20 protein-coding genes are annotated in these 23,370 nt (G+C 67.1%); 11 read left to right on the forward strand and 9 right to left on the reverse strand.

What is annotated here, in order from left to right:
* Positions 1 to 20 precede the first annotated feature (20 nt).
* Positions 21 to 1,157, reverse strand: coding sequence for a phosphoribosylformylglycinamidine cyclo-ligase (purM, locus tag AC1RTO_RS05825; RefSeq protein WP_493159913.1), 1,137 nt, complete (start codon positions 1,155 to 1,157; stop codon positions 21 to 23).
* 112 nt (positions 1,158 to 1,269) lie between these two features.
* On the opposite strand from purM, the gene AC1RTO_RS05830 reads away from it, so the two are divergent.
* The 4 genes from AC1RTO_RS05830 to AC1RTO_RS05845 all read left to right on the forward strand — a co-directional run bounded on the left by AC1RTO_RS05830 (position 1,270) and on the right by AC1RTO_RS05845 (position 6,916).
* A complete protein-coding gene (locus AC1RTO_RS05830) occupies positions 1,270 to 2,523 on the forward strand; it encodes a heavy-metal-associated domain-containing protein (RefSeq protein WP_493159914.1) in 1,254 nt (417 codons plus the stop codon).
* Positions 2,524 to 2,528: 5 nt separating this feature from the next.
* Positions 2,529 to 3,161, forward strand: a complete 633-nt coding sequence (locus AC1RTO_RS05835; protein WP_493159915.1) for an HdaA/DnaA family protein — start codon at positions 2,529 to 2,531, stop codon at positions 3,159 to 3,161.
* A gap of 2 nt (positions 3,162 to 3,163) precedes the next feature.
* Positions 3,164 to 5,329, forward strand: coding sequence for an RNA degradosome polyphosphate kinase (locus tag AC1RTO_RS05840; RefSeq protein ID WP_493159916.1), 2,166 nt, complete (start codon positions 3,164 to 3,166; stop codon positions 5,327 to 5,329).
* A gap of 120 nt (positions 5,330 to 5,449) precedes the next feature.
* On the forward strand, positions 5,450 to 6,916 hold the full coding sequence (locus AC1RTO_RS05845) for a Ppx/GppA phosphatase family protein (protein ID WP_493159917.1): 1,467 nt from the start codon (positions 5,450 to 5,452) through the stop codon (positions 6,914 to 6,916).
* Positions 6,917 to 6,976: 60 nt separating this feature from the next.
* Here AC1RTO_RS05845 and AC1RTO_RS05850 read toward each other — a convergent pair whose 3' ends face one another.
* Both AC1RTO_RS05850 and rnd read right to left on the reverse strand, forming a co-directional pair.
* Positions 6,977 to 7,261, reverse strand: a complete 285-nt coding sequence (locus AC1RTO_RS05850; RefSeq protein WP_493159918.1) for an I78 family peptidase inhibitor — start codon at positions 7,259 to 7,261, stop codon at positions 6,977 to 6,979.
* Positions 7,261 to 8,436 (reverse strand): ribonuclease D, encoded by a 1,176-nt coding sequence (gene rnd, locus AC1RTO_RS05855; protein ID WP_493159919.1) that lies wholly within the window; start codon positions 8,434 to 8,436, stop codon positions 7,261 to 7,263. The genes AC1RTO_RS05850 and rnd overlap by 1 nt, the downstream gene beginning before the upstream one ends.
* A gap of 100 nt (positions 8,437 to 8,536) precedes the next feature.
* On the opposite strand from rnd, the gene aspS reads away from it, so the two are divergent.
* The 3 genes from aspS to AC1RTO_RS05870 all read left to right on the forward strand — a co-directional run bounded on the left by aspS (position 8,537) and on the right by AC1RTO_RS05870 (position 12,592).
* Positions 8,537 to 10,339 (forward strand): aspartate--tRNA ligase, encoded by a 1,803-nt coding sequence (aspS, locus tag AC1RTO_RS05860; protein WP_493159920.1) that lies wholly within the window; start codon positions 8,537 to 8,539, stop codon positions 10,337 to 10,339.
* A 92-nt stretch (positions 10,340 to 10,431) separates the two neighbouring features.
* On the forward strand, positions 10,432 to 11,808 hold the full coding sequence (locus tag AC1RTO_RS05865; RefSeq protein ID WP_493159921.1) for an APC family permease: 1,377 nt from the start codon (positions 10,432 to 10,434) through the stop codon (positions 11,806 to 11,808).
* Between the two features lie 7 nt (positions 11,809 to 11,815).
* Positions 11,816 to 12,592 carry a polyphosphate kinase 2 family protein gene (locus AC1RTO_RS05870; RefSeq protein WP_493159922.1) on the forward strand — a complete coding sequence of 259 codons (777 nt, stop codon included), beginning with the start codon at positions 11,816 to 11,818 and terminating at the stop codon, positions 12,590 to 12,592.
* Between the two features lie 3 nt (positions 12,593 to 12,595).
* On the opposite strand, the gene AC1RTO_RS05875 is transcribed toward AC1RTO_RS05870, so the two are convergent.
* From AC1RTO_RS05875 to AC1RTO_RS05885, 3 genes are read right to left on the reverse strand one after another with little or no spacing between them, the layout of a single operon-like run.
* The gene (locus AC1RTO_RS05875; protein WP_493159923.1) at positions 12,596 to 13,969 is read right to left on the reverse strand and encodes a glutamate--cysteine ligase; all 1,374 of its coding nucleotides are present in this window, start codon (positions 13,967 to 13,969) and stop codon (positions 12,596 to 12,598) included.
* A 46-nt stretch (positions 13,970 to 14,015) separates the two neighbouring features.
* Complete coding sequence (locus tag AC1RTO_RS05880; protein WP_493159924.1) at positions 14,016 to 14,756, reverse strand: 16S rRNA (uracil(1498)-N(3))-methyltransferase; 741 nt, start codon at positions 14,754 to 14,756, stop codon at positions 14,016 to 14,018.
* Entirely contained in the window at positions 14,753 to 14,929 is a 177-nt protein-coding gene (locus tag AC1RTO_RS05885; RefSeq protein WP_493159925.1) for a hypothetical protein, read from the reverse strand. The genes AC1RTO_RS05880 and AC1RTO_RS05885 overlap by 4 nt, the downstream gene beginning before the upstream one ends.
* A gap of 102 nt (positions 14,930 to 15,031) precedes the next feature.
* On the opposite strand from AC1RTO_RS05885, the gene ubiA reads away from it, so the two are divergent.
* The 4 genes from ubiA (at position 15,032) to AC1RTO_RS05905 (ending at position 18,388) form a co-directional block, all read left to right on the forward strand.
* Positions 15,032 to 15,940: a 4-hydroxybenzoate octaprenyltransferase gene (gene ubiA, locus AC1RTO_RS05890; protein ID WP_493159926.1), complete on the forward strand. Its 909-nt coding sequence runs from the start codon at positions 15,032 to 15,034 to the stop codon at positions 15,938 to 15,940.
* Positions 15,941 to 16,005: 65 nt separating this feature from the next.
* A complete protein-coding gene (locus AC1RTO_RS05895; RefSeq protein ID WP_493159927.1) occupies positions 16,006 to 17,355 on the forward strand; it encodes a TldD/PmbA family protein in 1,350 nt (449 codons plus the stop codon).
* Positions 17,348 to 18,136, forward strand: coding sequence for a 3'(2'),5'-bisphosphate nucleotidase CysQ (locus AC1RTO_RS05900; RefSeq protein WP_493159928.1), 789 nt, complete (start codon positions 17,348 to 17,350; stop codon positions 18,134 to 18,136). The genes AC1RTO_RS05895 and AC1RTO_RS05900 overlap by 8 nt, the downstream gene beginning before the upstream one ends.
* 105 nt (positions 18,137 to 18,241) lie before the next feature.
* Positions 18,242 to 18,388 (forward strand): lmo0937 family membrane protein, encoded by a 147-nt coding sequence (locus tag AC1RTO_RS05905; protein ID WP_293877494.1) that lies wholly within the window; start codon positions 18,242 to 18,244, stop codon positions 18,386 to 18,388.
* A gap of 40 nt (positions 18,389 to 18,428) precedes the next feature.
* On the opposite strand, the gene AC1RTO_RS05910 is transcribed toward AC1RTO_RS05905, so the two are convergent.
* The 3 genes from AC1RTO_RS05910 to AC1RTO_RS05920 all read right to left on the reverse strand — a co-directional run bounded on the left by AC1RTO_RS05910 (position 18,429) and on the right by AC1RTO_RS05920 (position 23,216).
* Positions 18,429 to 19,229: a LytR/AlgR family response regulator transcription factor gene (locus tag AC1RTO_RS05910; RefSeq protein ID WP_293877496.1), complete on the reverse strand. Its 801-nt coding sequence runs from the start codon at positions 19,227 to 19,229 to the stop codon at positions 18,429 to 18,431.
* On the reverse strand, positions 19,226 to 20,338 hold the full coding sequence (locus AC1RTO_RS05915) for a sensor histidine kinase (RefSeq protein WP_493159929.1): 1,113 nt from the start codon (positions 20,336 to 20,338) through the stop codon (positions 19,226 to 19,228). Before AC1RTO_RS05915 ends, AC1RTO_RS05910 begins: the two co-directional genes overlap by 4 nt.
* 100 nt (positions 20,339 to 20,438) lie before the next feature.
* A complete protein-coding gene (locus AC1RTO_RS05920) occupies positions 20,439 to 23,216 on the reverse strand; it encodes a TonB-dependent receptor (protein ID WP_493160345.1) in 2,778 nt (925 codons plus the stop codon).
* Between the last annotated feature and the right edge of the window lie 154 nt (positions 23,217 to 23,370).

Here is a 23,370-nt window from a genome sequence, read left to right on the forward strand (position 1 = left end):
CCGACGGTCTTCACGCCGCCTCAGCCCTCATGCGTCGCGGTCCAGTCGGCGCGCGCGCTCCACGTCTCGGTCGAACCGCGGACGGTGCAGCCGCGCGGCCCCGCCTCGACCGTGCCGATCCTATGCACCGTCTCGCCCGCCGTGCGCAGGGCCGCGGCGACCGTGTCGGCGCGCTCCGCCGCGACGACCACGGCCATCCCGATCCCGCAGTTGAAGGTGCGCGCCATCTCCTCGGGCTCGATCGCGCCCTGCGCCTGCAGGAATGCCATCAGCCGCGGCTGCTCCCATGCATCGGCGTCGATCACCGCATGCGCGTCGCCCGGCAGCACCCGCGGGATATTCTCGAGCAGGCCGCCGCCGGTGATGTGCGCCAGCCCCTTGATGTCGCCCGCGCGCAGCAGCGGCAGCAGGCTGGCGACATAGATGCGCGTCGGCGCCATCAGGATATCGATCAGCAGCCGGTCCGAATCGAACAGCGCCGGCCGGTCGAGCTTCCACCCGCGATCCGTCGCCAGCCGGCGGACGAGCGAGAAGCCGTTGGAATGCACGCCCGACGAGGCGAGGCCCAGGATGACGTCGCCCGCGCCGATCTCGCGCCCGGTCAGCACCCGGTCGCGCTCGACCGCGCCGACGCAGAAGCCGGCGAGGTCGTAATCGCCGGGGGCATACATGCCGGGCATCTCGGCCGTCTCGCCGCCGATCAGCGCGCATCCCGCCTGACGGCAGCCCTCCGCGATCGAGGCGACGACCCGCTCGGCGATCGCGTTGTCGAGCTTGGCGGTCGCGTAATAATCGAGGAAGAACAACGGCTCTGCGCCCTGGACGATCAGGTCGTTGGCGCACATCGCAACGAGGTCGACGCCGACGCCCTCATGCCGGTCCCATTCGATCGCGAGCTTCAGCTTGGTGCCGACGCCGTCGTTCGCCGCGACCAGCAGCGGGTCGTCGAACCCGGCGGCCTTGAGGTCGAACATGCCGCCGAAGCCGCCCAGTTCCGCATCCGCGCCGGGGCGCCGCGTCGCCTTGGCGAGCGGTCCGATCGCGCGGACCAGCGCGTTGCCCGCGGCGATCGACACGCCGGCATCGGCATAGGTGTAGGACTGGTCGCCGGAGGCTGACGGAGAGGCCGGGGTGGGGGAGGATGGCGGGTTGCTCATCCGGCCAGCCTGCTAAAGTTTGTGGCGCGCGGTGGCAATCCTTCCCCGCACGGTGCGCGGCGGTACACAAGCTGCTTGGTTTTCCGGCGCCGCTTCGCCAAAAGGCGCAACGATGCGTGTCCGTACCCTGTTTTCCTCGCTGGCCGGTGCCGCATTGCTGCTCGGCGCGGGCGCCTATGCGCAGATCGAGGGCGGCCGCGGCGTCGCGCCGGTCGACAGTTCGGGCGATTTCGAGGTCAGCGGCGTCAGCGTCGACGTCGCCGCAAAGACCGCCGAATCAGCACGGCTCGGCGGCTGGCGGCTGGCGCAGCGCAAGGCCTGGGTCCAGCTCTCCCGCCGGCTGGGTGCGGGCGGCGGGCTGGTGTCCGACGGCACGCTCGACCAGCTCGTGTCCGGCATCGTCGTCGAACATGAACAGATCGGCCCGACGCGGTATATCGCCCGGCTCGGCGTGCTGTTCGATCGCGGCCGCGCGGCCTCGGTGCTGGGGATCAGCGCCTATTCGGACCGGTCGCGGCCGATGCTGCTCGTGCCGCTGCAGGTGTCCGGCGGGGTCGAGACCGTCTTCGAACAGCGCAACGACTGGCAGCAGGCGTGGGCGCGATTCCGCACCGGGAACAGTGCGATCGACTATGTCCGCCCGTCGGGCACGGGCGCCGATTCGCTGCTGCTCAACGCCGGCCAGATATCCCGGCCGGGGCGCGGCTGGTGGCGGACGATCATCGACCAATATGGCGCCGCGGATATCCTCATCCCGGTCGTGCGGCTGTACCGCAGCTATCCCGGCGGCCCGGTCATCGGCGTGTTCCAGGCGCGCCACGGCCCCGACAACGACCTGATCGGCAGCTTCACCCTGCGCGTCGGCAGCGCGGCCGGCCTGCCGCAACTGCTCGATACCGGCGTCGCGCGGATGGACGCGCTGTTCCAGCAGGCATTGCGCGGCGGCGCGCTCGGCCTCGATCCGACGCTGTCGCCGCCGCCCGAGCCCGAACCGGTCATCGATCCCGACGCGATCGACGACACCGCGGGCGGCGAGACGCTGGCCGAGATCGTCGGCGACACCGCGTCCGCCAATGCCGGGATCGCGATCACGGTCCAGTTCGACACGCCGGGCGCCAGCGCCGTCGCGAATACGGAAGGGCTGATCCGCGGGATCGCCGGCGTCCGCTCCGCGACCACCACCAGCCTCGCGCTCGGCGGCCTGTCGCTGATGCGCGTCACCTATGACGGCGACCCCGATGCGCTCCGCGCGGCACTGGAGGTGCGCGGCTATCAGGTGACGGGGTCGGGCCAGACGCTGCGCATCCGACGCGCGCCGCAATTGCTGCCGCCCAACCTGCCGTCCGACGAAAAGCCCGCAGGATAACCCGCATGACCAGCCAGCTCGCGCTGCCGTTGGGGTGGCCGGCGGACCCCAGGGACGACGCCTTCCTCATCACCAATTCAAACCTGCGTGCCGCGCAGACGCTGGAACATTGGGCGACATGGCCGGTCATGGCCGCCGTCCTCACCGGCCCGCGCAAATCGGGGCGCAGCCTGCTCGCGCGCATCTTCGCCGCCAAGAGCAACGGCAGCATCATCGACGACGCCGAAAACGTGCCGGAGGCGCAGATCTTCCACGCCTGGAACGAGGCGCAGGCGGAGCATCGCCCGCTCGTCATCGTCGCCGACGCGCTGCCGCCGACCTGGGGGGTGCGCCTGCCCGACCTGAAATCGCGCCTTGCCGCCAGCCCGCATGCCGCGATCGGCGCGCCCGACGACGAACTGATCGCGGCGCTGCTCGACCATCTGTTCCAGCGTCGGGGCCTCGATGCGCGGCCCGATCTGGTGACGTGGCTCAGCACCCGGATCGAACGCAGCCATATCGTCGTCCAGCGCGTCGTCGATGCGCTGGATCAGGAGGTGCTGGAAAGCCGCAAGCGCCTGTCGATTCCGCTCGCCCGAACAGTTTTGACCGCGGCCGGGATCGTCACGCAACCGCAACCGTTCCTGCCTATGACCTGATTATGACACGCCCAGCTCACCTTTCGCACCTGTCCGCGGCCGACGACGATCCCTTCGTTCCCGAGATCAACGATCGCTATTTCAACCGCGAACTGTCGTGGCTGGCGTTCAACCGCCGGGTGCTCGAGGAAGCGTGCAATCCGGCGCATCCGCTGCTCGAACGGCTGCGGTTCCTGTCGATCTCGGGCAACAACCTCGACGAATTCTTCATGGTCCGCGTCGCCGGCCTGAAGGGGCAGCAGATGAAGGACGTCGATCGCCGCTCGTCGGACGGTCTGACGCCGGGTCAGCAGCTTGCGGCGATCACCACCGAAGCCGACGCGCTGATGGCGAGCCAGCAGGCGGTGTGGGGCGACCTGCGCACGCTGCTCGACGAAGCCGGCCTCCACGTCCTGCGCCGCGACGAGGTCGATCCGCAGGCGGCGGAATGGCTCGAAACGCATTTCCGCGAACAGATTTTCCCGATCCTCACCCCGCAGGCGCTCGACCCCGCGCATCCCTTCCCGTTCATCCCCAACAAGGGGCTGTCGGTGATGTTCGACGTCGTCCGCGATTCGGACGGCGAGCCGGTGCGCGAGCTGGTGATGATCCCGGCGAGCGCGCCGCGCTTCGTCCGCCTGCCGGGGGAGCCAGCCCGCTACGTCTCGATCGAGGCCTTGCTCAAGCGGTTCGCGCCGGTGCTGTTCCCCGGCTATACTTTGGTCGGTGCCGCCGCCTTCCGCGTGCTGCGCGACAGCGATATCGAGATCGACGAAGAGGCGGAGGATCTCGTCCGCTATTTCGCCAACGCGATCAAGCGCCGCCGGCGTGGACGCGTCATCCGTCTGGAACTCGAAACCGGCATGCCCGATGCGCTCGCACAGGTGCTCCGCAACGAGCTGGGCGGCGCCGATGCGACGATCACCGAAAGCGGCAATCTGCTCAGCATCGGCGATCTGGATGCGGTGATCGACGAGGATCGCCCCGACCTCAAGTTCCTGCCCTTCGTCCCGCGCTTTCCCGAACGGATCCGCGAATTCGGCGGCGATTGCTTTGCGGCGATCCGGTCGAAGGACATCGTCGTCCACCACCCCTATGAGACGTTCGACGTCGTCCTCGCCTTCCTCAAGCAGGCGGCACTCGACCCCGACGTCATCGCGATCAAGCAGACGCTGTACCGCGCCGGCAAGCAGCCCGCGGTCATCAACGCGCTGATCGCCGCGGCGGAGGCGGGCAAGTCGGTCACCGCCGTCGTCGAACTGCGCGCCCGTTTCGACGAAGAACAGAATATCTTGTGGGCGAGCGCGCTCGAACGCGCCGGCGTGCAGGTCGTCTACGGCTTCCTCGAATGGAAGACGCACGCCAAGGTGTCGATGGTCGTCCGCCGCGAAGGGGGGCAGTTCCGCACCTATTGCCACTTCGGCACCGGCAATTACCATCCGGTCACCGCGCGCATCTACACCGATTTGTCGTTCTTCACCGCCGACCCGCGCATGGGTCGCGACGCCGCGCAGATGTTCAACTACGTCACCGGCTATGTCGAACCGACCGACATCACCAAGCTGAGCCTTTCGCCGCGCGACTTGCGCCAGAAACTGCTCGACCTGATCGACGTCGAGATCGCCAACGCCCGCGCCGGCAAGGAGGGCGCGGTCTGGGCCAAGATGAACAGTTTGGTCGACCCCGCGATCATCGACAAATTGTACGAGGCGAGCGGCGCGGGGGTGGAGATCGAGCTCATCATCCGCGGTATCTGCTGCCTGCGCCCCGGCGTGCCGGGCATGTCGGAGAATATCCGGGTCAAGTCGATCATCGGGCGTTTCCTCGAACACAGCCGGATCTTCTGCTTCGGGAACGGCGCCGCGCTGCCCAACGACGGCGCGCAGGTGTTCATCTCCTCGGCCGACTGGATGCCGCGCAACTTCGACCGCCGCGTCGAATATATGCTGCCGATCGAAAATCCGACCGTCCACGACCAGGTGCTCGATCAAGTGATGGTCGCCAACCTGATCGACAGCGAACAGAGCTGGGAGCTGGAACCGGACGGCCGCTACGTGCGCGAGGTGCCGGGGGACAAGCCGTTCAACCTTCATCGCTATTTCATGACCAATCCGTCACTGTCCGGACGCGGCACGGCGCTGGCGGAAAGCGACGCGGTGCCGACGCTGGCCCTGCGACGGCGGCGATAGCGGGTTGTTGCTCACCACCGAACCCGCCACAACGCCGCGAATGGTCCTCCCCACCCTGCCTCGCCGTCCCCGCCACCCCGACGCCGCTTCGTGGCGAGGCGTGACGGCAGGACGGTCGCGATGAGCAGCGCCTATCCCCGCACCGGCATCATCGATATCGGCTCCAACTCGGTGCGGCTGGTCGTCTATCAGGGGCATCCGCGCGTACCGGCAACCCTGTTCAACGAAAAGGTGATGGCCGGCCTCGGTCGCAGCCTCGCCGCGACCGGGGCGATCGACGCCGACAGCCTCAGGCTCGCGGTCGGTGCGCTGCGCCGCTTCGCCGCGGTCGCGCGCGAGATGGACGCGCGCCTGCGCACCGTCGCCACCGCCGCGGTCCGTGACGCCAGCAACGGCCAGCGCCTGATCGAGGCGGCGAGCGACCTCGGCCTCAAGGTCGAATTGCTCTCCGGCGAGCAGGAGGCGACCGCGTCCGGCATGGGCGTGCTCTCCGCCATCCCCGATGCGGACGGGATCGTCGGCGATCTCGGCGGCGGCAGCCTCGAACTCGTCCGCGTCGTCGCCGGCACCGTCACCGATCGCGTGTCCTTTCCGCTGGGCGTGCTGCGCATCGCAGGCTTGCGGCAGGGGCGCGGCCCCGGTTTCGACCGTCATGTCACCCGGCTGATCCAGGAGGCGGGCTGGACCGGGCGGGGCAGGGGCCTGCCGCTCTACATGGTCGGCGGATCATGGCGCGCGCTCGCCCGGCTCGACATGAGCCTGACGCATTATCCGCTGCCGATCATCCATGGCTATGCGCTGGCACCCGAGACCGTCGGGCGACTGGGGCGCAGCATCGCGCATCTGTCGAAACAGCGTTTGCGCGCAGTGCCCGGCATGTCGTCGGTTCGCGCCGGGCAGCTCGGCGATGCCACCGCCCTGCTCGCCGTGGTGATGCGCGAACTCGGCTCGGGGAGCGCGATCGCGTCCAGCTCGGGCCTGCGCGAAGGGCTGCTCCACGCCGCGCTCGATGCGCCGACGCGCGCGCTCGATCCGCTGATCGTCGCCACCCGCGAAGAGGGGCGGCTGCTGGGGCGCTTCCCGGAGCATGGCGACCTGCTCGCCGACTGGATCGCGCCGCTGTTCGCCGACGACGATCCGCAACTGGTCCGCATCCGCCACGCCGCCTGCCTGCTCGCCGACACCGGCTGGCGCGCCAATCCGGAATTCCGCGACGAACGCGGGTTCGAGATCGCGCTGCATGGCAATTGGGTGGCGATCGACATCGCCGAACGCGCGATGCTGGCGCAGGCGCTGCACACCAGCCTCGGCGGCAGCATCGTCCCCCATCCGGTCCTCACCGGCCTCGCCAACGCCGGCCAGATCGCACTGGCGATCCAATGGGGCCTCGCGATCCGGCTCGGCCAGCGCTTCAGCGGCGGCCTTGCCGGCCCCTTGCAACGCGCGACGCTGGCCCTTCGGCCGGGGCAGGTCGCGCTGGCATTATCGGACAGCGATCGCGCGCTCTACGCCGAGACGGTCGAACGCCGCCACGCGGCCCTGGCGACGGCCCTCAGGCGGAAGGCGGTGGTGGCGACTGCCGGGTAAAGAAGGCGGGTTCGCGCGGACAGTGGACTGCGCCAGGCGCCCTTCCTCTCCCGTCTGCGATCACCCGCAGCGCAGCCCGTCGATCTGCCCGCCGTCGTCCAGCAGGATATTCAGCCGCTCCGCCCGGAAGTCCATCGTCGCCGCATCGTCCGGCCGCAGCACGCGCGACATCGCCGCATTTGCCGCAATCTCGATCTCGGGCCGCATCCGTTCGCGGAACTTGACGCCGGCGAATTGCATCTTCACCCGCCCATCAACCACACACGGCCCCCGCGCCGCCATCGGCGGCTGCATCGTCGCACAGCCGGCGATCAGCACCGGCACCGTCACCAATATCGCCCGCATCATGCCACATCCTCCGTCCGCGTCATCTTGAGCTTGCCGCCCTTGACGGCAAAACCCAGACGACCCTCTACAAGATCCACCGCATCGCGCCCGAACTGGTCGTAGCGCCAGCCCTCCAGCATCGGCAGGCCGGTACGGACCCCCGCGGCCAGCGCCTCCAGCTCGTCGGACCGCGCCAGCAACCGCGAGGCGACGTCGATGTCGCGCGAGCGGATCTTGAGCAGCAGCTTGAGCAGGTCGGCGACCAGCGCGCCGTCCTTGCCCAGCCCCGGCTTGCGGTCGTCGCGCGGCGGCAGCTCGTCGCCCGATAGAGGCATCGCGCATTCGATTGCCGCCATCAGCCGCCCGCCGATATCGTTCGACGCCCAGGTCGCCGACAGACCGCGCACCTTGGCGAGGTCCGCCTGCTTGCGCGGCGGATGGCCGGCAAGGTCGCCGAGCGTTTCGTCCTTGACGATTCGTCCGCGCGGCAGGTCCTTGCCCTGTGCCTCCAGCTCGCGCCAGCGTGCCAGCGCCTTGAGCCGCCCCAGCACCTCGGGCTTGCGCCCGGAAATCCGCACCCGCTTCCACGCCTGATCGGGATCGTTGGCGTAATTGGCGGGATCGGCGAGTCGCTCCATCTCCTGGTCCAGCCACACGCCGCGTCCGGTCTTGCGCAGCCGTTCCAGCATCATCGGGAAAATCTTGGCGAGGTGGGTGACGTCGCCGATCGCATATTCGATCTGGCGCGCGTCCAGTGGCCGCCGCGCCCAGTCGGTGAAGCGCGCGCCCTTGTCGACGACGATGCCCAGCCAGCTGTCGACCAGGTTCGAATAGCCGATCTGTTCGCCTTGCCCCAGCGCCATCGCCGCGACCTGCGTGTCGAACAGCGGATGCGGCGTCTTGCCGGTCAGATTGTAGATGATCTCGATATCCTGCCCGCCGGCGTGGACGACCTTCAGCACGTCCTGGTTCTCGGTCAGCAGCTCGAGCAGCGGCGTCATGTCGAGTCCCGGCGCCATCGGGTCGATCGCCGCCGCCTCGTTCACGTCGGCGATCTGGATCAGGCAGAGTTCCGGATAATAGGTGCTCTCGCGCATGAATTCGGTATCGACCGTAATGAAGTCGGCTTCGGCGAGGCGGGCACACAGATTGGCGAGGGTCGCGCTGTCTGTAATCAACGGGTGGATATGCATCGCCTGTCCATAGCCATAGCGGCGCGGGTTGACAAAGAGGGGATGGGGAGGGAAGCGCCGGCCCATCATACAGCCCGCATCTTGCCGGAAGAAAACGACCATGCACGCCTATCGTACCCACACCTGCGCCGCGCTCACCGCGAGCAACGTCGGCGACACCGTTCGCCTGTCGGGCTGGGTCCATCGCAAGCGCGACCATGGCGGCGTGCTGTTCGTCGATCTGCGCGACCATTACGGCATCACCCAGATCGTCGCGAAAGCCGGCACCGAGACGATGGAACTGCTCGAGCGCTTGCGCGTCGAATCGGTCGTCACCGTGACCGGCGAGGTCGTCTCGCGCGGGCCCGAGGCGACCAACCCGAACCTGCCGACCGGCGAGATCGAGGTCGTGGCGAACACGATCGAGGTGCAGAGCCATGCGCAGGAACTGCCGATGCCCGTCGCCGGCGACGCGGAATATCCTGAGGATATCCGCCTGCGCTATCGCTTTCTCGACCTGCGGCGCGAGCGGCTGCACCAGAACATCATGCTGCGGTCGAAGGTCATCTCCTCGATCCGCCAACGCATGATCGGGCAGGGCTTCACCGAATTCCAGACGCCGATCCTCACCGCCTCGTCGCCCGAGGGCGCACGCGACTATCTCGTCCCCAGCCGCGTCCATCCGGGCAAGTTCTACGCGCTGCCGCAGGCGCCGCAGATGTTCAAGCAGCTGCTGATGGTCGCCGGCTTCGACCGCTATTTCCAGATCGCGCCCTGTTTCCGCGACGAGGACGCACGCGCCGACCGCAGCCCGGGTGAATTCTACCAGCTCGATTTCGAGATGAGCTACGTCACGCAGGAAGACGTGTTCCAGGCGATCGAGCCCGTGCTGCACGGCGTGTTCGAGGAATTCGCCGACTGGCAGGGCAAGGGCCGGCAGGTGTCGGCGCTGCCGTTCAAGCGCATCCCCTACCGCGAGTCGATGCTGAAGTATGGCAACGACAAGCCCGACCTGCGCAACCCGATCCTCATCAGCGACGTGTCCGAACAGTTCGTCGGCTCGGGCTTCGGCCGCTTCGCCTCGATCGTCGAGGCCGGCGACGTCGTCCGCGCGATCCCCGCGCCCGGTACCGCCGACCGCAGCCGCAAGTTCTTCGACGACATGAACGCCTGGGCGCAATCCGAAGGCTTCGCCGGCCTCGGCTATGCGACCCGCAAGGGTGGCGAATGGGGCGGCCCGATCGCCAAGAACCATGGCGAGGACAAGATGTCGGCAATGGCCGATGCGCTCGGCCTCGGCCCGGACGACGGCCTGTTCTTCGCCGCCGGCAAGGAAGGGCAGGCGGCGAAGCTTGCCGGGCTCGCGCGAACCCGCGTCGGCGAGACGCTGGGACTGATCGACCAGAACCGCTTCGAATTCTGCTGGATCGTCGATTTCCCGATGTTCGAATATGACGAGGACGCCAAGAAGGTCGACTTCAGCCACAACCCCTTCTCGATGCCGCAGGGCGGGATGGCCACGCTGGAAACAAAAGACCCGCTCGACATCCTCGCCTATCAATATGACATCGTCTGCAACGGCGTCGAATTGTCGTCGGGTGCGATCCGGAACCACCGGCCGGAGATCATGTACAAGGCGTTCGAGATCGCCGGCTACACGCAGGCGGACGTCGATAGGAACTTCGCGGGCATGATCAACGCCTTCAAGTTCGGCGCGCCGCCGCACGGCGGTTCGGCTCCCGGTATCGATCGCATCGTCATGCTGCTCGCCGACGAACCCAACATCCGCGAGGTGATCGTCTTCCCGATGACGCAGAAGGCGGAGGATCTGATGATGGGCGCGCCCAACTTCGCGACGCCGAAACAGCTCAAGGAATTGAACCTGCGCCTCGCCCCGCAGGTCGAGGCGCCCAAGGCCGGGTAAGGCCTGGGCGCGCCCGACCCGCTTCCCCCGCCGGGTTAACCATGTCACTACCCCGGCGGGGCTAGACGCGGGGGACGATGTTAGACGATCTGATGCAGCCCCAGCCGCCGACCCCGCTCGTCCGCAGCCTGGGCGTCACCGGCGTCTTGTTCCTGACGCTGTCGGTCGCGACGCCGGCATCCTCGGTTTTTGTCATCATCCCGGGCATGCTGCAGGTCGCCGGCACGGGGGCGATCTGGGCGATGATCCTCGCCGGGATCGTCTGCGTCGCCACCGCCTTCGTCTATGCCGAACTGTCGAGCGCCTGGCCGGTCGCGGGCGGCGAATATGTCGCGGTCGCCAAGACGCTCGGCCCACTCGCCGGCTTCGTCATGCTCGGCGTCAACGTCTTCAACAATCTGTTCTTTCCCCCAGTCGCCGGACTGGGGATCAGCGCGGTGCTGTCGACGGTCTGGCCCGGCTTGCCGGAGGTGCCGGTCGCGGTCGCCGTCGTCGCCGCCTCGACCCTCGTCGCGTTGCTGCAGATCCGTATCAACGCCTGGGTCACCGGCCTCTTCCTGCTGGGAGAGGTGCTGGCGCTGGTCGCGATCGTCGTGCTCGGCTGGAGCGACAGCGTCCGCCCGTTCGCGGCGTTCCTGACCGCGCCGATGATGCCGCAGGCGGCCTCGCTGGTCCCCGCATCGCCCGCGGCGATCGGACTGGCGACGTCGATCGCGATCTTCGCGCTTAACGGCTATGGTGCCGCGGTCTATTTCGGCGAAGAGATGCGCGAACCCTCCCGCCTGATCGCCCGGGCGATCCTAGCCAGCCTCGTCCTCACGCTGTTGTTCGAAATCGTGCCGATGGTGGCGGTGCTGATGGGCGCGCCCGACCTTCACGCATTGCTTACCGCCGACGATCCGTTCGGCCTCGTCGCGCGGATGCGGGGGCGGGGCTGGCTGGCGGATGCGATCGCGGTCGGGGTGGTGATCGCGATCGTCAACGCGATCATCGCCTGTATCCTCGCTTGCTCGCGCTTCTTCTACGGCACCGCACGCGACGGCAGCTGGGGCCGCCCGCTCGATCGCTGGATGACGCAGATCCACCCGCGCTTCGGCTCACCGTGGATCGGTACGTTGATCGTCGGCGGGGTGGGGGTAGCATGCTGCTTCCTGCCGTTGACGTTGCTGCTGGTGCTCAGCGGCACCGGGCTCGTCGCCATCTATGCCGGCATCGCGGTCGCGGCGATGGTCGGGCGGCGGAGTGGCGCGACCGCGCATGCGCGCTATCGCATGCCCTTCTATCCGCTCGCGCCGGTCATCACGCTGATCGCGCTGGCTTATGTCGTGTGGACGAGCTGGCTCGATCCCGAGGAGGGGCGCCCCGGCCTCATCATGACCGCCATGCAGATCCTCGGGTCCGCCGCTTATTACTGGTTCGTTCTGCGCCCACGCGGCGCGTGGAACGTTCATGTGCCCGACGAAGGATGAGGAGCGCGTGGTGATCGATCTGGCCGATTTCGAGAAGAACAAACCCTACAAGGGGCATTACAAGCGCGATCTCGCCGCGGTGCAGGACCGGCTGGAGCGGATCCTCGTCGCGCATATCATTCACGGTCGCCGCGCCGTCGTCATGCTCGAAGGGTGGGATGCGGCGGGCAAGGGCGGTATCATTCAGCGCCTCACCGCCGAATGGGACCCGCGCCATTTCGAGGTTCATCCGATCGCCGCACCGACCGCGGTCGAGAAGGCGCAGGACTTCCTGTGGCGCTTCCGCAACCGCCTTCCCGAACCGGGCGACATCACGATCTTCGATCGCAGCTGGTACGGCCGCGTCCTCGTCGAGCGGGTCGAGAAATATGCGAGCGACGACGAATGGCGCCGCGCCTATGACGAGATCAATGCCTTCGAGGCCGAACTGGTCGAAAGCGGCACGACCCTCGTCAAGCTGTTCGTCCACGTTTCGCAAAAGGAGCAGGACAGGCGGCTCAAGGACCGACTCGACGACCCGTGGAAGCGCTGGAAGACCGGGCTCGACGATTACCGCAACCGCTCCCGCCGCGAGGATTATCTGTCGGCGATGCACGACATGTTTGCGCGGACCGATACCGGCGGCGCGCCCTGGGTGGTCATCAACGGCAACGACAAGAAATCGGCGCGCATCCACGCACTAACCGCGGTGGCGGACCAGCTCGAAGCGCATGTAGACATGACCCCGTTGCCGCTCGACCCTGAGTTGGAGCGGGTGGCTAAGGCCGCGCTCGGGCTGGACTGACTCCTAGAAGCTAGCCTCGTCATAGACGCGGTTGAGGTCGCCCGCCCATTCGCCGTTATAGCGGTCGAGCAGCACCTGTGCGGGCACCTTGCCCGACCGCACGATCTCGCGCAGCGGGTCGAGGAAGCCGGTTTCGTTGTCGCCCATCGCATTGGCGCGCCCGCGCGCCGCCAGTCCGGCATGGGCGATGTCGAGCACCTGGCCGGCGATATCGCCCAGCCGTCTGCCACCCGGCAACGGCGCGTCGAGCGCCAGCTTCGGCACCGCATCGCGCAGCGTCTGGCGGTCCTCCAGACTCCAGTCCTTGACCAGATCCCAGGCGGCATCGAGCGCGGCGTCGTCGTACAGCAACCCGACCCAGAAGGCCGGCAGCGCGCAGATCTTGTTCCATGGCCCGCCATCGGCGCCGCGCATCTCGAGGAACGTCTTGAGCCGCACCTCGGGGAAGGCGGTGGACAGATGGTCGTTCCAATCGTCGAGGCTGGGCTTCTCGCCCGGCAGGACGGACAATTCGCCCTTCAGGAAGTCGCGGAACGACAGCCCCGCCGCATCGATATAGCGCCCCTCGCGGTAGACGAAGTACATCGGCACATCGAGCATGTAGTCCGCATAGCGTTCGTAGCCGAAGCCGTCCTCGAAGACGAACGGCAGCATGCCGGTGCGTGCCGGATCGGTGTCCGACCAGATGTGGCTGCGATACGACAGGAACCCGTTGGGCTTCCCCTCGGTAAACGGCGAATTGGCGAACAATGCGGTCGCCAGCGGCTGCAACGCCAGCCCGACGCGGAACTTCTTCACCATGTCCGCCTCGGACGCATAGTCGAGGTTCACCTGGATCGTGCAGGTCCGCAGCATCATATCGAGGCCCATGCTGCCGACGCGCGGCATGTGGCGCAGCATGATCGCATAGCGCCCCTTGGGCATGATCGGCAGCTCGTCGCGGCGCTTGTCGGGCCACATACCGAGGCCGAGGAAGCCGATCCCCAGCTTTTCGCCCGCCGCCTTCACCTGTTCCAGATGCCGGCCGGTCTCGGCGCAGGTCTGGTGCAGATTGTCGAGCGGTGCGCCCGACAGCTCGAACTGCCCCGCCGGCTCCAGGCTGACGCTGCCGTCGGCGCCGTTCAGCGCGATCAGGTTGCCGCCTTCCTCCACCGGCTGCCAGCCATGTTGCTGCAGCTCGATCAGCAGCGCGCGGATGCCGCCCGCTTCGCCCCAGCTCGGCGCGCCATGATCGCGGTTGCGATAGACGAACTTCTCGTGCTCCGTCCCGATCCGCCAGCGGTCGCGCGGCTTTTCACCCCTGGCGAAACTGGCGATCAGCTGGTCCCGCGACTCGATGATCGGCGAGTCCTTGGCGCTTTCGGTCTTGGTCGTCATGAGCGCGCCCTTACGCGCGGATCAGCGGGTACGCCAGCCAGACTTCCTACCAGTCGCCGTTCGCCGCCATCCATAGCGATACCGCCGCTGCGGCTGCGGTGTCGGCGCGCAGGATCCGCGGCCCGAGGCTGATCGCAACCCCTTGTTCCAGCGCGCGAATGGCCTGCCGCTCGGCGTCGGTGAAGCCGCCCTCCGGCCCGATCAGGATCGCCGCCGGACCGGGATGGGCGCGCATCGCTTCCATCGCCGGGGCGCCACCCGCCTCGTCGGCAAAGAACAGGTGGCGATCGCGCGGCCAGTCGCGCAGCAGCGCGGCGAGCTTCATCGGCTCCGCGAGGCTCGGCAAAGCGGTGCGCGCACATTGCTCGGCCGCCTCGATCATGTGGCTGCGCAGCCGTTCGGTCTTCGGACGGTCGACGATCGTACGCTGGGTGATGACCGGCACCAGGCGGTCGACGCCGAGCTCGCACGCCTTTTCCGCAAGCCAGTCGACCCGCCCCTTCTTCAGCGGCGCCGCGCACAGCCACACGTCCGGCACCGGCTCGCGCGGGCGTAGAAGTGTCGACACGTCCACAATGAGGTCGCGCTTGCCGACCTGCGCCGCGGTGGCGAGCCATTCCCCGGTCACGTCGTCGAACAGCTTCACCGGATCGCCCGCCGCCATCCGCATCACCGACACCAGATAATGCGCCGCCGGCCCGTCGATCCGCAGCGGCCCCGCGGCGAGCGGCTGCTCGACGAACAGGCGCGGGGTCGATTGCGGCGGCCAGGCCGGTGTCGCGGTCATGGTCGCTCTCCCTTGCGCTTCTGGCGCGCCCATAATTTGCGCGCGACGATCCAGGCGAGCACGGCCGCCGCCGCCACGGCGACGACCGCAACGGTCACCACCCCCGCGACGCGCAGGATCGCCCAGAACAGCGCCTCCACGAACCGTCCGACGGCTACCGATAACCCGATCATCACCTGCGAGTGCCGCAAGTTCGCGGCGATAGCGAGGCAAAAGCCCAACCCGCTCGAAAAGCCCGCTTGCCGCCAAGGCCCGCCCCGCGGCAAAGGCAGGGCATGTCAGCCGAGATCGTCCCCGACAGCGAACACCGCGGCCTCGTCGCCCGCCTGCCGTCCTCGCTGCGGGGGCTGGCGCTGCTCGCCCGGTTCGACCGGCCGATCGGCTGGTGGCTGCTGTTCTGGCCGGGAGCGTGGGCGGTGGCGCTGGCCGGCGGCCTTCCGCAGCGCTGGCCGCTGATCCTGTGGATCCTCGCAGGCAGCATCGCGATGCGCGGTGCGGGCTGCGTCTACAACGATATCGTCGATCGCGACCTCGATGCGCAGGTCGCCCGTACTCGGGCACGGCCGATCCCCAGCGGCCTCGTCTCGCTGAAGCTCGCCTGGGCGTGGCTAGCCGTCCTGTGCCTCGTCGGCCTAGTCGTGCTCGTCCAGTTGCAGGCGCTGGCGGCGATCGTATCGCTGGCCAGCATCGCGCCGGTCGCCGCCTATCCGTTCATGAAGCGCATCACCTGGTGGCCGCAGGCGTGGCTCGGCCTCGTCTTCTCCTGGGCGGCGCTGGTCGGGTGGAGCGAGGTGGCCGGCGACCTCTCGCTGCCGATGTGGCTGCTCTACGCCGGCTGCATTGCCTGGGTGATCGGCTATGACACCATCTATGCGTTGCAGGATCGCGAGGACGATGCCCTGATCGGCGTCCGCTCGTCGGCCCTGCGAATGGGCGCGCATGTCAGGGGCGGCACCGCGGCTTTCTACACCGCTGCCATCGCCTTCTGGGCCGCGGCGCTCTGGCTGGTGCGACCCGATCCGCTCGCCCTGCTCGCGCTGGCGCCGATCGCCGCGCATCTCGGCTGGCAGGTCGCGACGTTGTGTCCCGAGGATGGCCGCAACCCGCTCGACCGCTTTCGCAGCAACCGCTTCGCCGGCCTGCTGATGTTCCTCGCCTGCGCGGTCGTCGGCACGTCGCTGTGACGCCGGTACGATTCGATCGCGCGCGGGGCCTAGCATCGCCGGCGCCACGCCCTTAAGTCGGGGCGATGCTGACCCCAGATCAGGCGCGGGATCGCGCCGCCGATATCGTTTCCCGTGCCACCAGCGCCGGCGCGGATGCCGCCGATGCCGTGTTCGCCGCCGATGCCTCGATCGATCTGTCCGTCCGGCTCGGCGTGCTGGAGGACGTCGGCCGGTCCGAAAGCGAGGAACTCGGCTTGCGCGTCTTCGTCGGTCGCCGCTCGGCGAGCGTGTCGACCTCCGACCTTTCCGACGATGCGGTCGCCGCGCTGGTCGAGCGCGCGGTGGCGATGGCGCGCGAGGCGCCGGAGGATCGCTGGTCGGGGCTCGCCCCGCAGGATCGGCTGATGCACGGCGCGCCGCCGCTGCTCGATCTCGACGACGGCGGCACGCTGACGCCGACCGAGTTGCGCGAACTCGCACTGGCGGCCGAGGATGCTGCACGCGCGGTGCCCGGCGTCACCAACAGCGAAGGCGGCGGCGCGAGCGCGTCGCGCTCGGTCTGGGCGCTGGCGACCAGCCACGGCTTCGCCGGGGCCTATGCTGCCACCGCCTACAGCCTTTCGGCCAGCGTCCTCGCCGGCGATGCCGCGGCCGGGATGGAGCGCGATTACGCGCATCACGCCGCCCGCAAGCGCGCGCACCTCGAAAGCGCGGAGGAGATCGGTCGCCGCGCCGGCGAACGTGCGGTGGCGCGGATCAATCCCGGCCGCGTCACCAGCGGGCCGATGCCCGTCGTCATGGACCCGCGCGTCGGCGCGTCGCTGCTCGGTCATCTGACCGGATCGATCTCGGGGCAGGCGATCGCGCGCAAGACCAGCTTCCTGCTCGAAGCGCTCGGCACGCAGGTCTTCGCATCCGGCGTCACGATCCGCGACGATCCGCACCGCCCGCACGGCCTGCGCTCGCGGCCGTTCGACGGCGAAGGCCTGCCGGTGTCGCCGGTCGCGCTGGTGGAGAACGGCATGCTCGAAACCTGGCTGCTCGACAGCGGCTCGGCCCGCCAACTCGGTCTCGAACCGACCGGCCACGCCGCCCGAGGCGTCGGCGGCTCCCCCGGCGTGTCGCCGAGTAACCTCTACATGCAGGCGGGCGCGGTCCCCGTCGCGACGCTGATCGAGGACATCGCCGACGGCGTCTACGTCACCGAACTGATCGGCCAGGGCGTTAACGGCGTTACTGGCGATTACAGTCGCGGCGCGGCGGGTTTCCGTATCGTGGGCGGACAGATCGCCGGGCCGGTCGCGGAATTCACCATCGCCGGCAACCTCAAGGATATGTTTCGCGCGCTGACGCCGGCCAACGATCTGGAGTTCCGCTACGGCACCAACGTGCCGACGCTCCGCATCGACGGGATGACCGTCGCGGGTGGCTGATCCGCGCGCCGATCTGACCGCAGCGGTAGCGCAGGTCGCGCATGAGGCCGGGCAGATGGCGCTCGCTCGCTGGCGTACCGATTTCTCGCGTTGGGAGAAGACGCCGGGCAGCCCGGTGTGCGAGGTCGATCTCGACGTCGACCGTATGCTGCGTGCGCGGCTGGAGGGGTTGCTCCCCGATGCCGGCTGGTTGTCCGAAGAGACGGTCGACAGTCCCGGGCGGCTGTCGCAGGCGCAGGTCTGGGTCGTCGACCCGATCGACGGCACGCGCGACTATATCCGCGGGCGCGAGGGCTGGGCGGTATCCATTGCGCTGGTCGAAGATGGCCGCGCGACGATCGGCGTGCTCGACGCTCCCGCGCGCCGCGAGCGGTGGACCGCGACCGTGGGGCAGGGCGCGCAGCGCAACGGTGTGCCGCTGCGCGCCGGCAACCGCATCGATCTGGACGGCGCGCGGGTGCCGACCGACGCCTTGCCGAAGATCGACCGTCACCTGACCATGGTCCACAAGCCCAATTCGATCGCGTTGCGGATGGCGATGGTGGCGGCGGACGAGGCGGACCTCGTCGCGACGCTGCGCTGGGGCAACGAATGGGATATCGCCGCGGCGGCGGTGATCGCGGCGGAGGCCGGCGCGGCCGTCACCGATGCCGTGGGTGCGCCGCTGCGCTACAACAAGCCGAACCCGACCGCATTCGGGGTGATGGTCGCCGCACCCGGCATTCACGCCGCCGCCGTCGACTGGCTGGCTCCGCGGGCGCAGGCGATCCTGTCCGCCTGATCGGTTGCGCTTCGTCGCGCCCGGCGGAACTCGCATCGCCTCCGTAACGTTTTATTGCCCGACGCCGGCCCTGTCGGTCAGGCGCTCGGGAAGGGACCCTGTACGATGTTGTGGACGATCGCCGTTATCCTGCTGATCCTCTGGCTGCTGGGCTTCTCGCTCCACGTCGCCGGCGGCCTGATCCACATCCTGCTGGTGATCGCGATCATCGTCGGCCTCGTCCAGCTCTTCACCGGCCGTCGCTCGATCTAGTCCGCCAGGGCGGTCCTCAAGGGGAGGACCGCCCCAGCGATCAGTGGACGAACCGCGCCACCACGTCGCGATAGCTGCGGCTGACCTTCACGCTCGCACCCGAATCGAGCACCAGGAAGCACTCGCCATTGGTGTGCGGCTTCACCTGCTTGACCAGATCAAGATTGACGATCGTCGAGCGATGCACCCGCTGGAACCGCCGCGGGTCGAGCCGCTTTTCCAGATCCTTCATCGTCTCACGCAGGATCAGCGTGTTGTCGCCGGTGTAGATGCACATGTAATCGCCCGCCGCGTCGATCCGCTCGATCGTGTCGACGTCGACGCGGAAGATCTGGCCGCGATCCTTGATGTTGATGAGCTTTTCGAAGCGATTGGCGCTGACCGCATCGCCGCCGTCGACCATGTCCGCCGCGGCTTCCGGCGCGTGCTCGGCGAGCACCTCCTTCAGCTTCTCGACCTCTTCGACGCCCCGCTTCTCGCTGAGCCTTTGCCGCACCCGCTCGATCGTGTCGGCCAGCCGCGCTTCCTCGACGGGCTTCATCAGATAGTCGACCGCCTGCGCCTCGAACGCGCGCAGCGCGTGGTCGGAATAAGCGGTGACGAACACGAACAGCGGTGGTTCGACCTCCATCAGGCCTTGCACCACCGAAAAGCCGTCGAACCCGGGCATCTGGATGTCGAGGAAGACGAGGTCGGGCTTGTGCGTCTTGATCGCCCGGATCGCCTCGCGGCCGTTGGAGCATTTCTCGATGATCTCGATGTCATCATGTGCCTGGAGCCTGAGCTCAAGGCCCTGGATCGCGAGTGGTTCGTCGTCCACCAGGATGGTTCTGATCGTCATGCGGCCTCTCTACTCAGATCGTCGAGCTGGAAGGGGATCTCGATCTCCACCGAAAAGCCTCCAGCCGGCGCGGTACGCGTCTCGAAACGGTGGTCCGGGCCATAAGCCTGCACCAGCCGCTCCCTAATATTGGGGAGACCTACGCCGGTTGAAAGGCTTGGCATCGGACGACCGTCCTGCAAACCCGGTCCGGTGTCGGATACGCCGATCTGCACGCGATCCCCGGCGAGCCGCACGCGAACGCAGATTTCGGCGCCTTCCTCCTGCGTGCTGACCGCATATTTGATCGCATTCTCGACCAGCGGCTGGAGCAGCAGCGAGGGCAGGCGGGCCCGTTCGGCGGCCTGGTCGATCTCGAACTTCGGCCGCAGCCGCTCCTCGAACCGCATCTTCTCGATCTCGAGATACAGTTTCAACGTTTCCACCTCCTGCGCCACCGTGACGTGCGCGGTCGGTTCGTTGGCCAACGTATACCGCAGGAACGACGACAGCCGGCTCAGCATCGCATTCGCCCGCTCGGTCTGCTTGAGCAGCACCAGCGTCGAGATGGAATTGAGGGTGTTGAACAGGAAATGCGGGTTGAGCTGGTAGCGCAGCATCGCCAGCTGTGCGGACGACGCCTGGTTCTCCAGATGCTGCATCTGGTCGATCTGATCCTCGACGATCAGATAGAAATTGATCCCGAAATACAGCGCCGACCAGCCGAACAGCGCGGTGAAGGTGACGTAGAACGACACCAGCATGCGCGGCAGGGTGACGCCGGGCTGCCCGTTCTGGATCAGCGACCAGGTGAACGCATCGAGGAATGCCGAGAACAATGTCGCGAAGGCGAAGGCGACGATCGTCAGCACCAGCCCCGCGACGCGCGGCAGGCTGCGGAAATAGCCGTAGAAGGTCGAGAGCAGCAGCGTCACGCAATAGCCGACGATCGCCTCGAACAGGACGGGGATGATCGCGTCGAGCGAAAGGTTGCTGAGCGTCGATGCGCCGCGGAGCAGCAGATAGCCGGTCCAGCCGACCGCCTGCAACGTCCAGAACGCACGGCTCTTGTTCTCGAAAAACGGACGCACGTTGAGCGCCGGGCGGTGTGGGGCGGGAAGGGTCGCCATGTCGCCGCGGTCTCTACACGCGCCGGGCCAAGGGTGCAAAAAAGAAGGGCCGCCGCTTCCGAAGGGGAGCGGCGGCCCGTCAATCGACGAACGGGTTTGTTTAGATACCGACGTTCAGCGACAGGATGAATGCCCGCGGGCTGCCGATCTGCACGAACGGAATGGTGTTGTTCACGCTGAGCGTCTGACCGCCGGTGAAGCCGCCGACGTAGAACTTGTTGAACGCGTTCACGACGTTGAGCTGCAGGTAAGTCTTGTTGTTGCCACCGATGCCGGCCCAGTCGAGCGACAGCCGCGCGTCGAAATCGACGACGGTGTAACCCGAAGCGAAAGCGTCATACGTCTGGTACTGAATGCCGCGCGTGCCGGTATAGGCCGCCGATACGTTGCTGACGGTCGGGCAGACGTTGTTCACAAGCGCGACCGTGCAGGCGAAGTTGCCCAGGTTCTGATCGTTGACGTAGCGGCGGCCGGTCCGCTTCGCCTGCGCCCCGAGCTCAAGCGGGCCAAGCGTCGCCTGCACACGGCCACCGAACGTGTAGACCGGAGCACCCGATTCACGCTTGCCGGCAGTCTGCGCCAGGATTGGAGCGCCTGCGACGGTGCAGTTTGCGGTCGTGTTCGCTGCCGTCAGAGTCGTCGGGCAACGGCCGATCTCGACGTCGTTCTTGATCTCCGACTTCAGATACGAACCGTAGACGTAGAGCAGCAGCTCGTTGATCGGACGATAGGACAGGCTGCCATCGACGCCATACTTATCGACCCGACCGAGGTTGCGGTAGATCGTCTGCTGGGTATCGATGTCGTACGCGCTTGCCAGGCGGTTCTGGAAGCGGGTGTACCACGGCCCGACCGATGCCTGGATGCGGCCACTTTGATAACGCACGCCGGCGTCGAAGTTGTCGGTCGTTTCCGGCGTCGGGTTCGCGGGGGTGGTGTTCTGCGGATAGTAGAATGCCTGATACAGGTTGTCCGTACCCGGAACCTGAATACCCTTCGAATAATTGCCGAAGATCGAGAAGGCACCGCTGACAGTGTAGGTCAGTCCGCCGGCAGGCAGCAGCTTGTCGTACTTATACGTACGCTGCTGCGGAGCCGCATAGCCGGTGATCGTCGGAACGGCTGCCGTTCCGCCCACGACATAGGGGTTTGCTGCCGCATAGGCGGCGTTCTGCGCCGGGCTGGCAAGACAATCGAGATTGCCGTTGGCACCCGTGACAAAGCAGTTGTTCGTGAGATCACGCTTGAACCACTTGCCCGTGAGCGACGCTTCGATACGCAGAGCGTCATCGAAGAAATTGCCGATGTACTGTGCAAAGCCCTGGTTCAGGATCGCCTTGGACAGACGGTTGCGCTTTTGGACGATACCACCGTTGACCGCAGCGATGCCGTTGTTGACGGGGAACACGTCGAACGGCACGCCGTTGGCCTGCAGATAACCAAGCTCGCCCGTCTGATGGTGACGGCCATAGTCGAGCGTGTAGCCGACGCGGATGCTCTGCGATTCCGAGAAATCGTAACGCATTGACGCGATCACACCGTAGCGATTGGTTTCGGTTTGGCTCGGCGCGAGCAGCGTGATCTGATCGAGTACGTCGCCATCGCCGTTCAGGTCGCGGCCAAAGTAATATTGGCCACCGATGAAGCCGTATTGTGGCGTTGCGATCGGCACACCCGTCGTGCGGGTAAAACCGGTCTCACGCGCAGTAACCGTGCCACCGCCGTTCGCCTTCGTATACTGATAGCTGGGGTCAACGAACAGCGTCAGCTTGTCCGTCAGCGAGAAACGCGAGTTGATACGGATGTTGCCGGTGTTCGACGGATTGTAGCGTTCGTCGAACGTCGTGCCGCAGCCGTTGCCGTTGTTCGACGCACCTGGGATGTTGACGATCGCGGGCGTGTCGGCGACGCCAGCCTGCGGCGTGTCGATCTGGCAGCGACCGACCGAGTACGGCAGTTCATCGCGGCTGTTCGGGAAACGGCTGAGGTTGCTGGTGCCTGCAACGCGAGGTGCTCCCGTCACGAGGACTGGAGCGGCAGCATTTGCGCCTGCCCCGCCGGTCGACGAAAAGGCATTCGTGTCGTAGCGCAGCGGCGCCGAACCAAAGAAGTTGTTACGGTTCTGGTTGTAGTGACCCGAAACCGAAACGAAGTCCTTGCCGCTGCCGATCGGCTGGTAGACCTTGGCGTTATACTGCTGCTTGTTGATCTTGCCGAAATTGTTGAACACAACGTCGTTGGTCGCACTCGACCCGGAAAACCACGCTTTGGTGCCGAAGGGCGTGAAGACGCCGGTATTAACCATGCCGAACACGCGGAAGAAGCTGTAATCGCCGATTGACCCGACCATCCGCGCGCCGAACTCGTCGGTGGGGATGAGGGTGCGGTAGTTGACCGTCGAACCCGAGGCGGAGGCCGTTGGCGAATCGGGGTCGGTCGAACCGAGGTTGACGTTGACCTGCTCGATCAATTCGGGGTCGAGCTGCTGGTTCGAGTAGATGGCATAGTTGCCAGTGTCGTTTAGCGGAATGCCGTCGAACGTCTGGCTGATGCGGCTGCCGTCGAAGCCACGGATGGTGAGCGTGCCGCCTGCCGAACCGAACGGATCATTGTTCTGGAAGCTGACGCCCGGCAGCTGATTGATGATGTCGTTGACCGTCTGTCCCGGCGTCTGACGCGAGATGAACGTCTGGGTCAGGACCTGCTTGTTCTTCGACGTGTTGGGGACGTCGACGCCGCCGACGCCCGCCTCACGCGAGCCGGTGACGACGATGTCGGTCGTTCCGACGCTGTCGGCTTCGGCGGAACCGGTCGACTGGGCAAAGGCCGCGCCCGGAATCATGAGCGCGGCAAAGGCCACGCCACAGGCGAATGTCATACGCATCTGATCTAGTCCCCTTTGAGCATCATGCTCTGAAGTCGCGGCTCGTCTTATTGCCGTTGCCGCGGCCCATGGGTCTTGAATATTGCGAGTTTGTGACATTGGCGAGGCCGCAACGACGACAGCGACTCTTCCCTTTTTGTGCGTTGCA

Source organism: Sphingomonas sp. GW821-FHT10F09 (assembly GCF_058809195.1).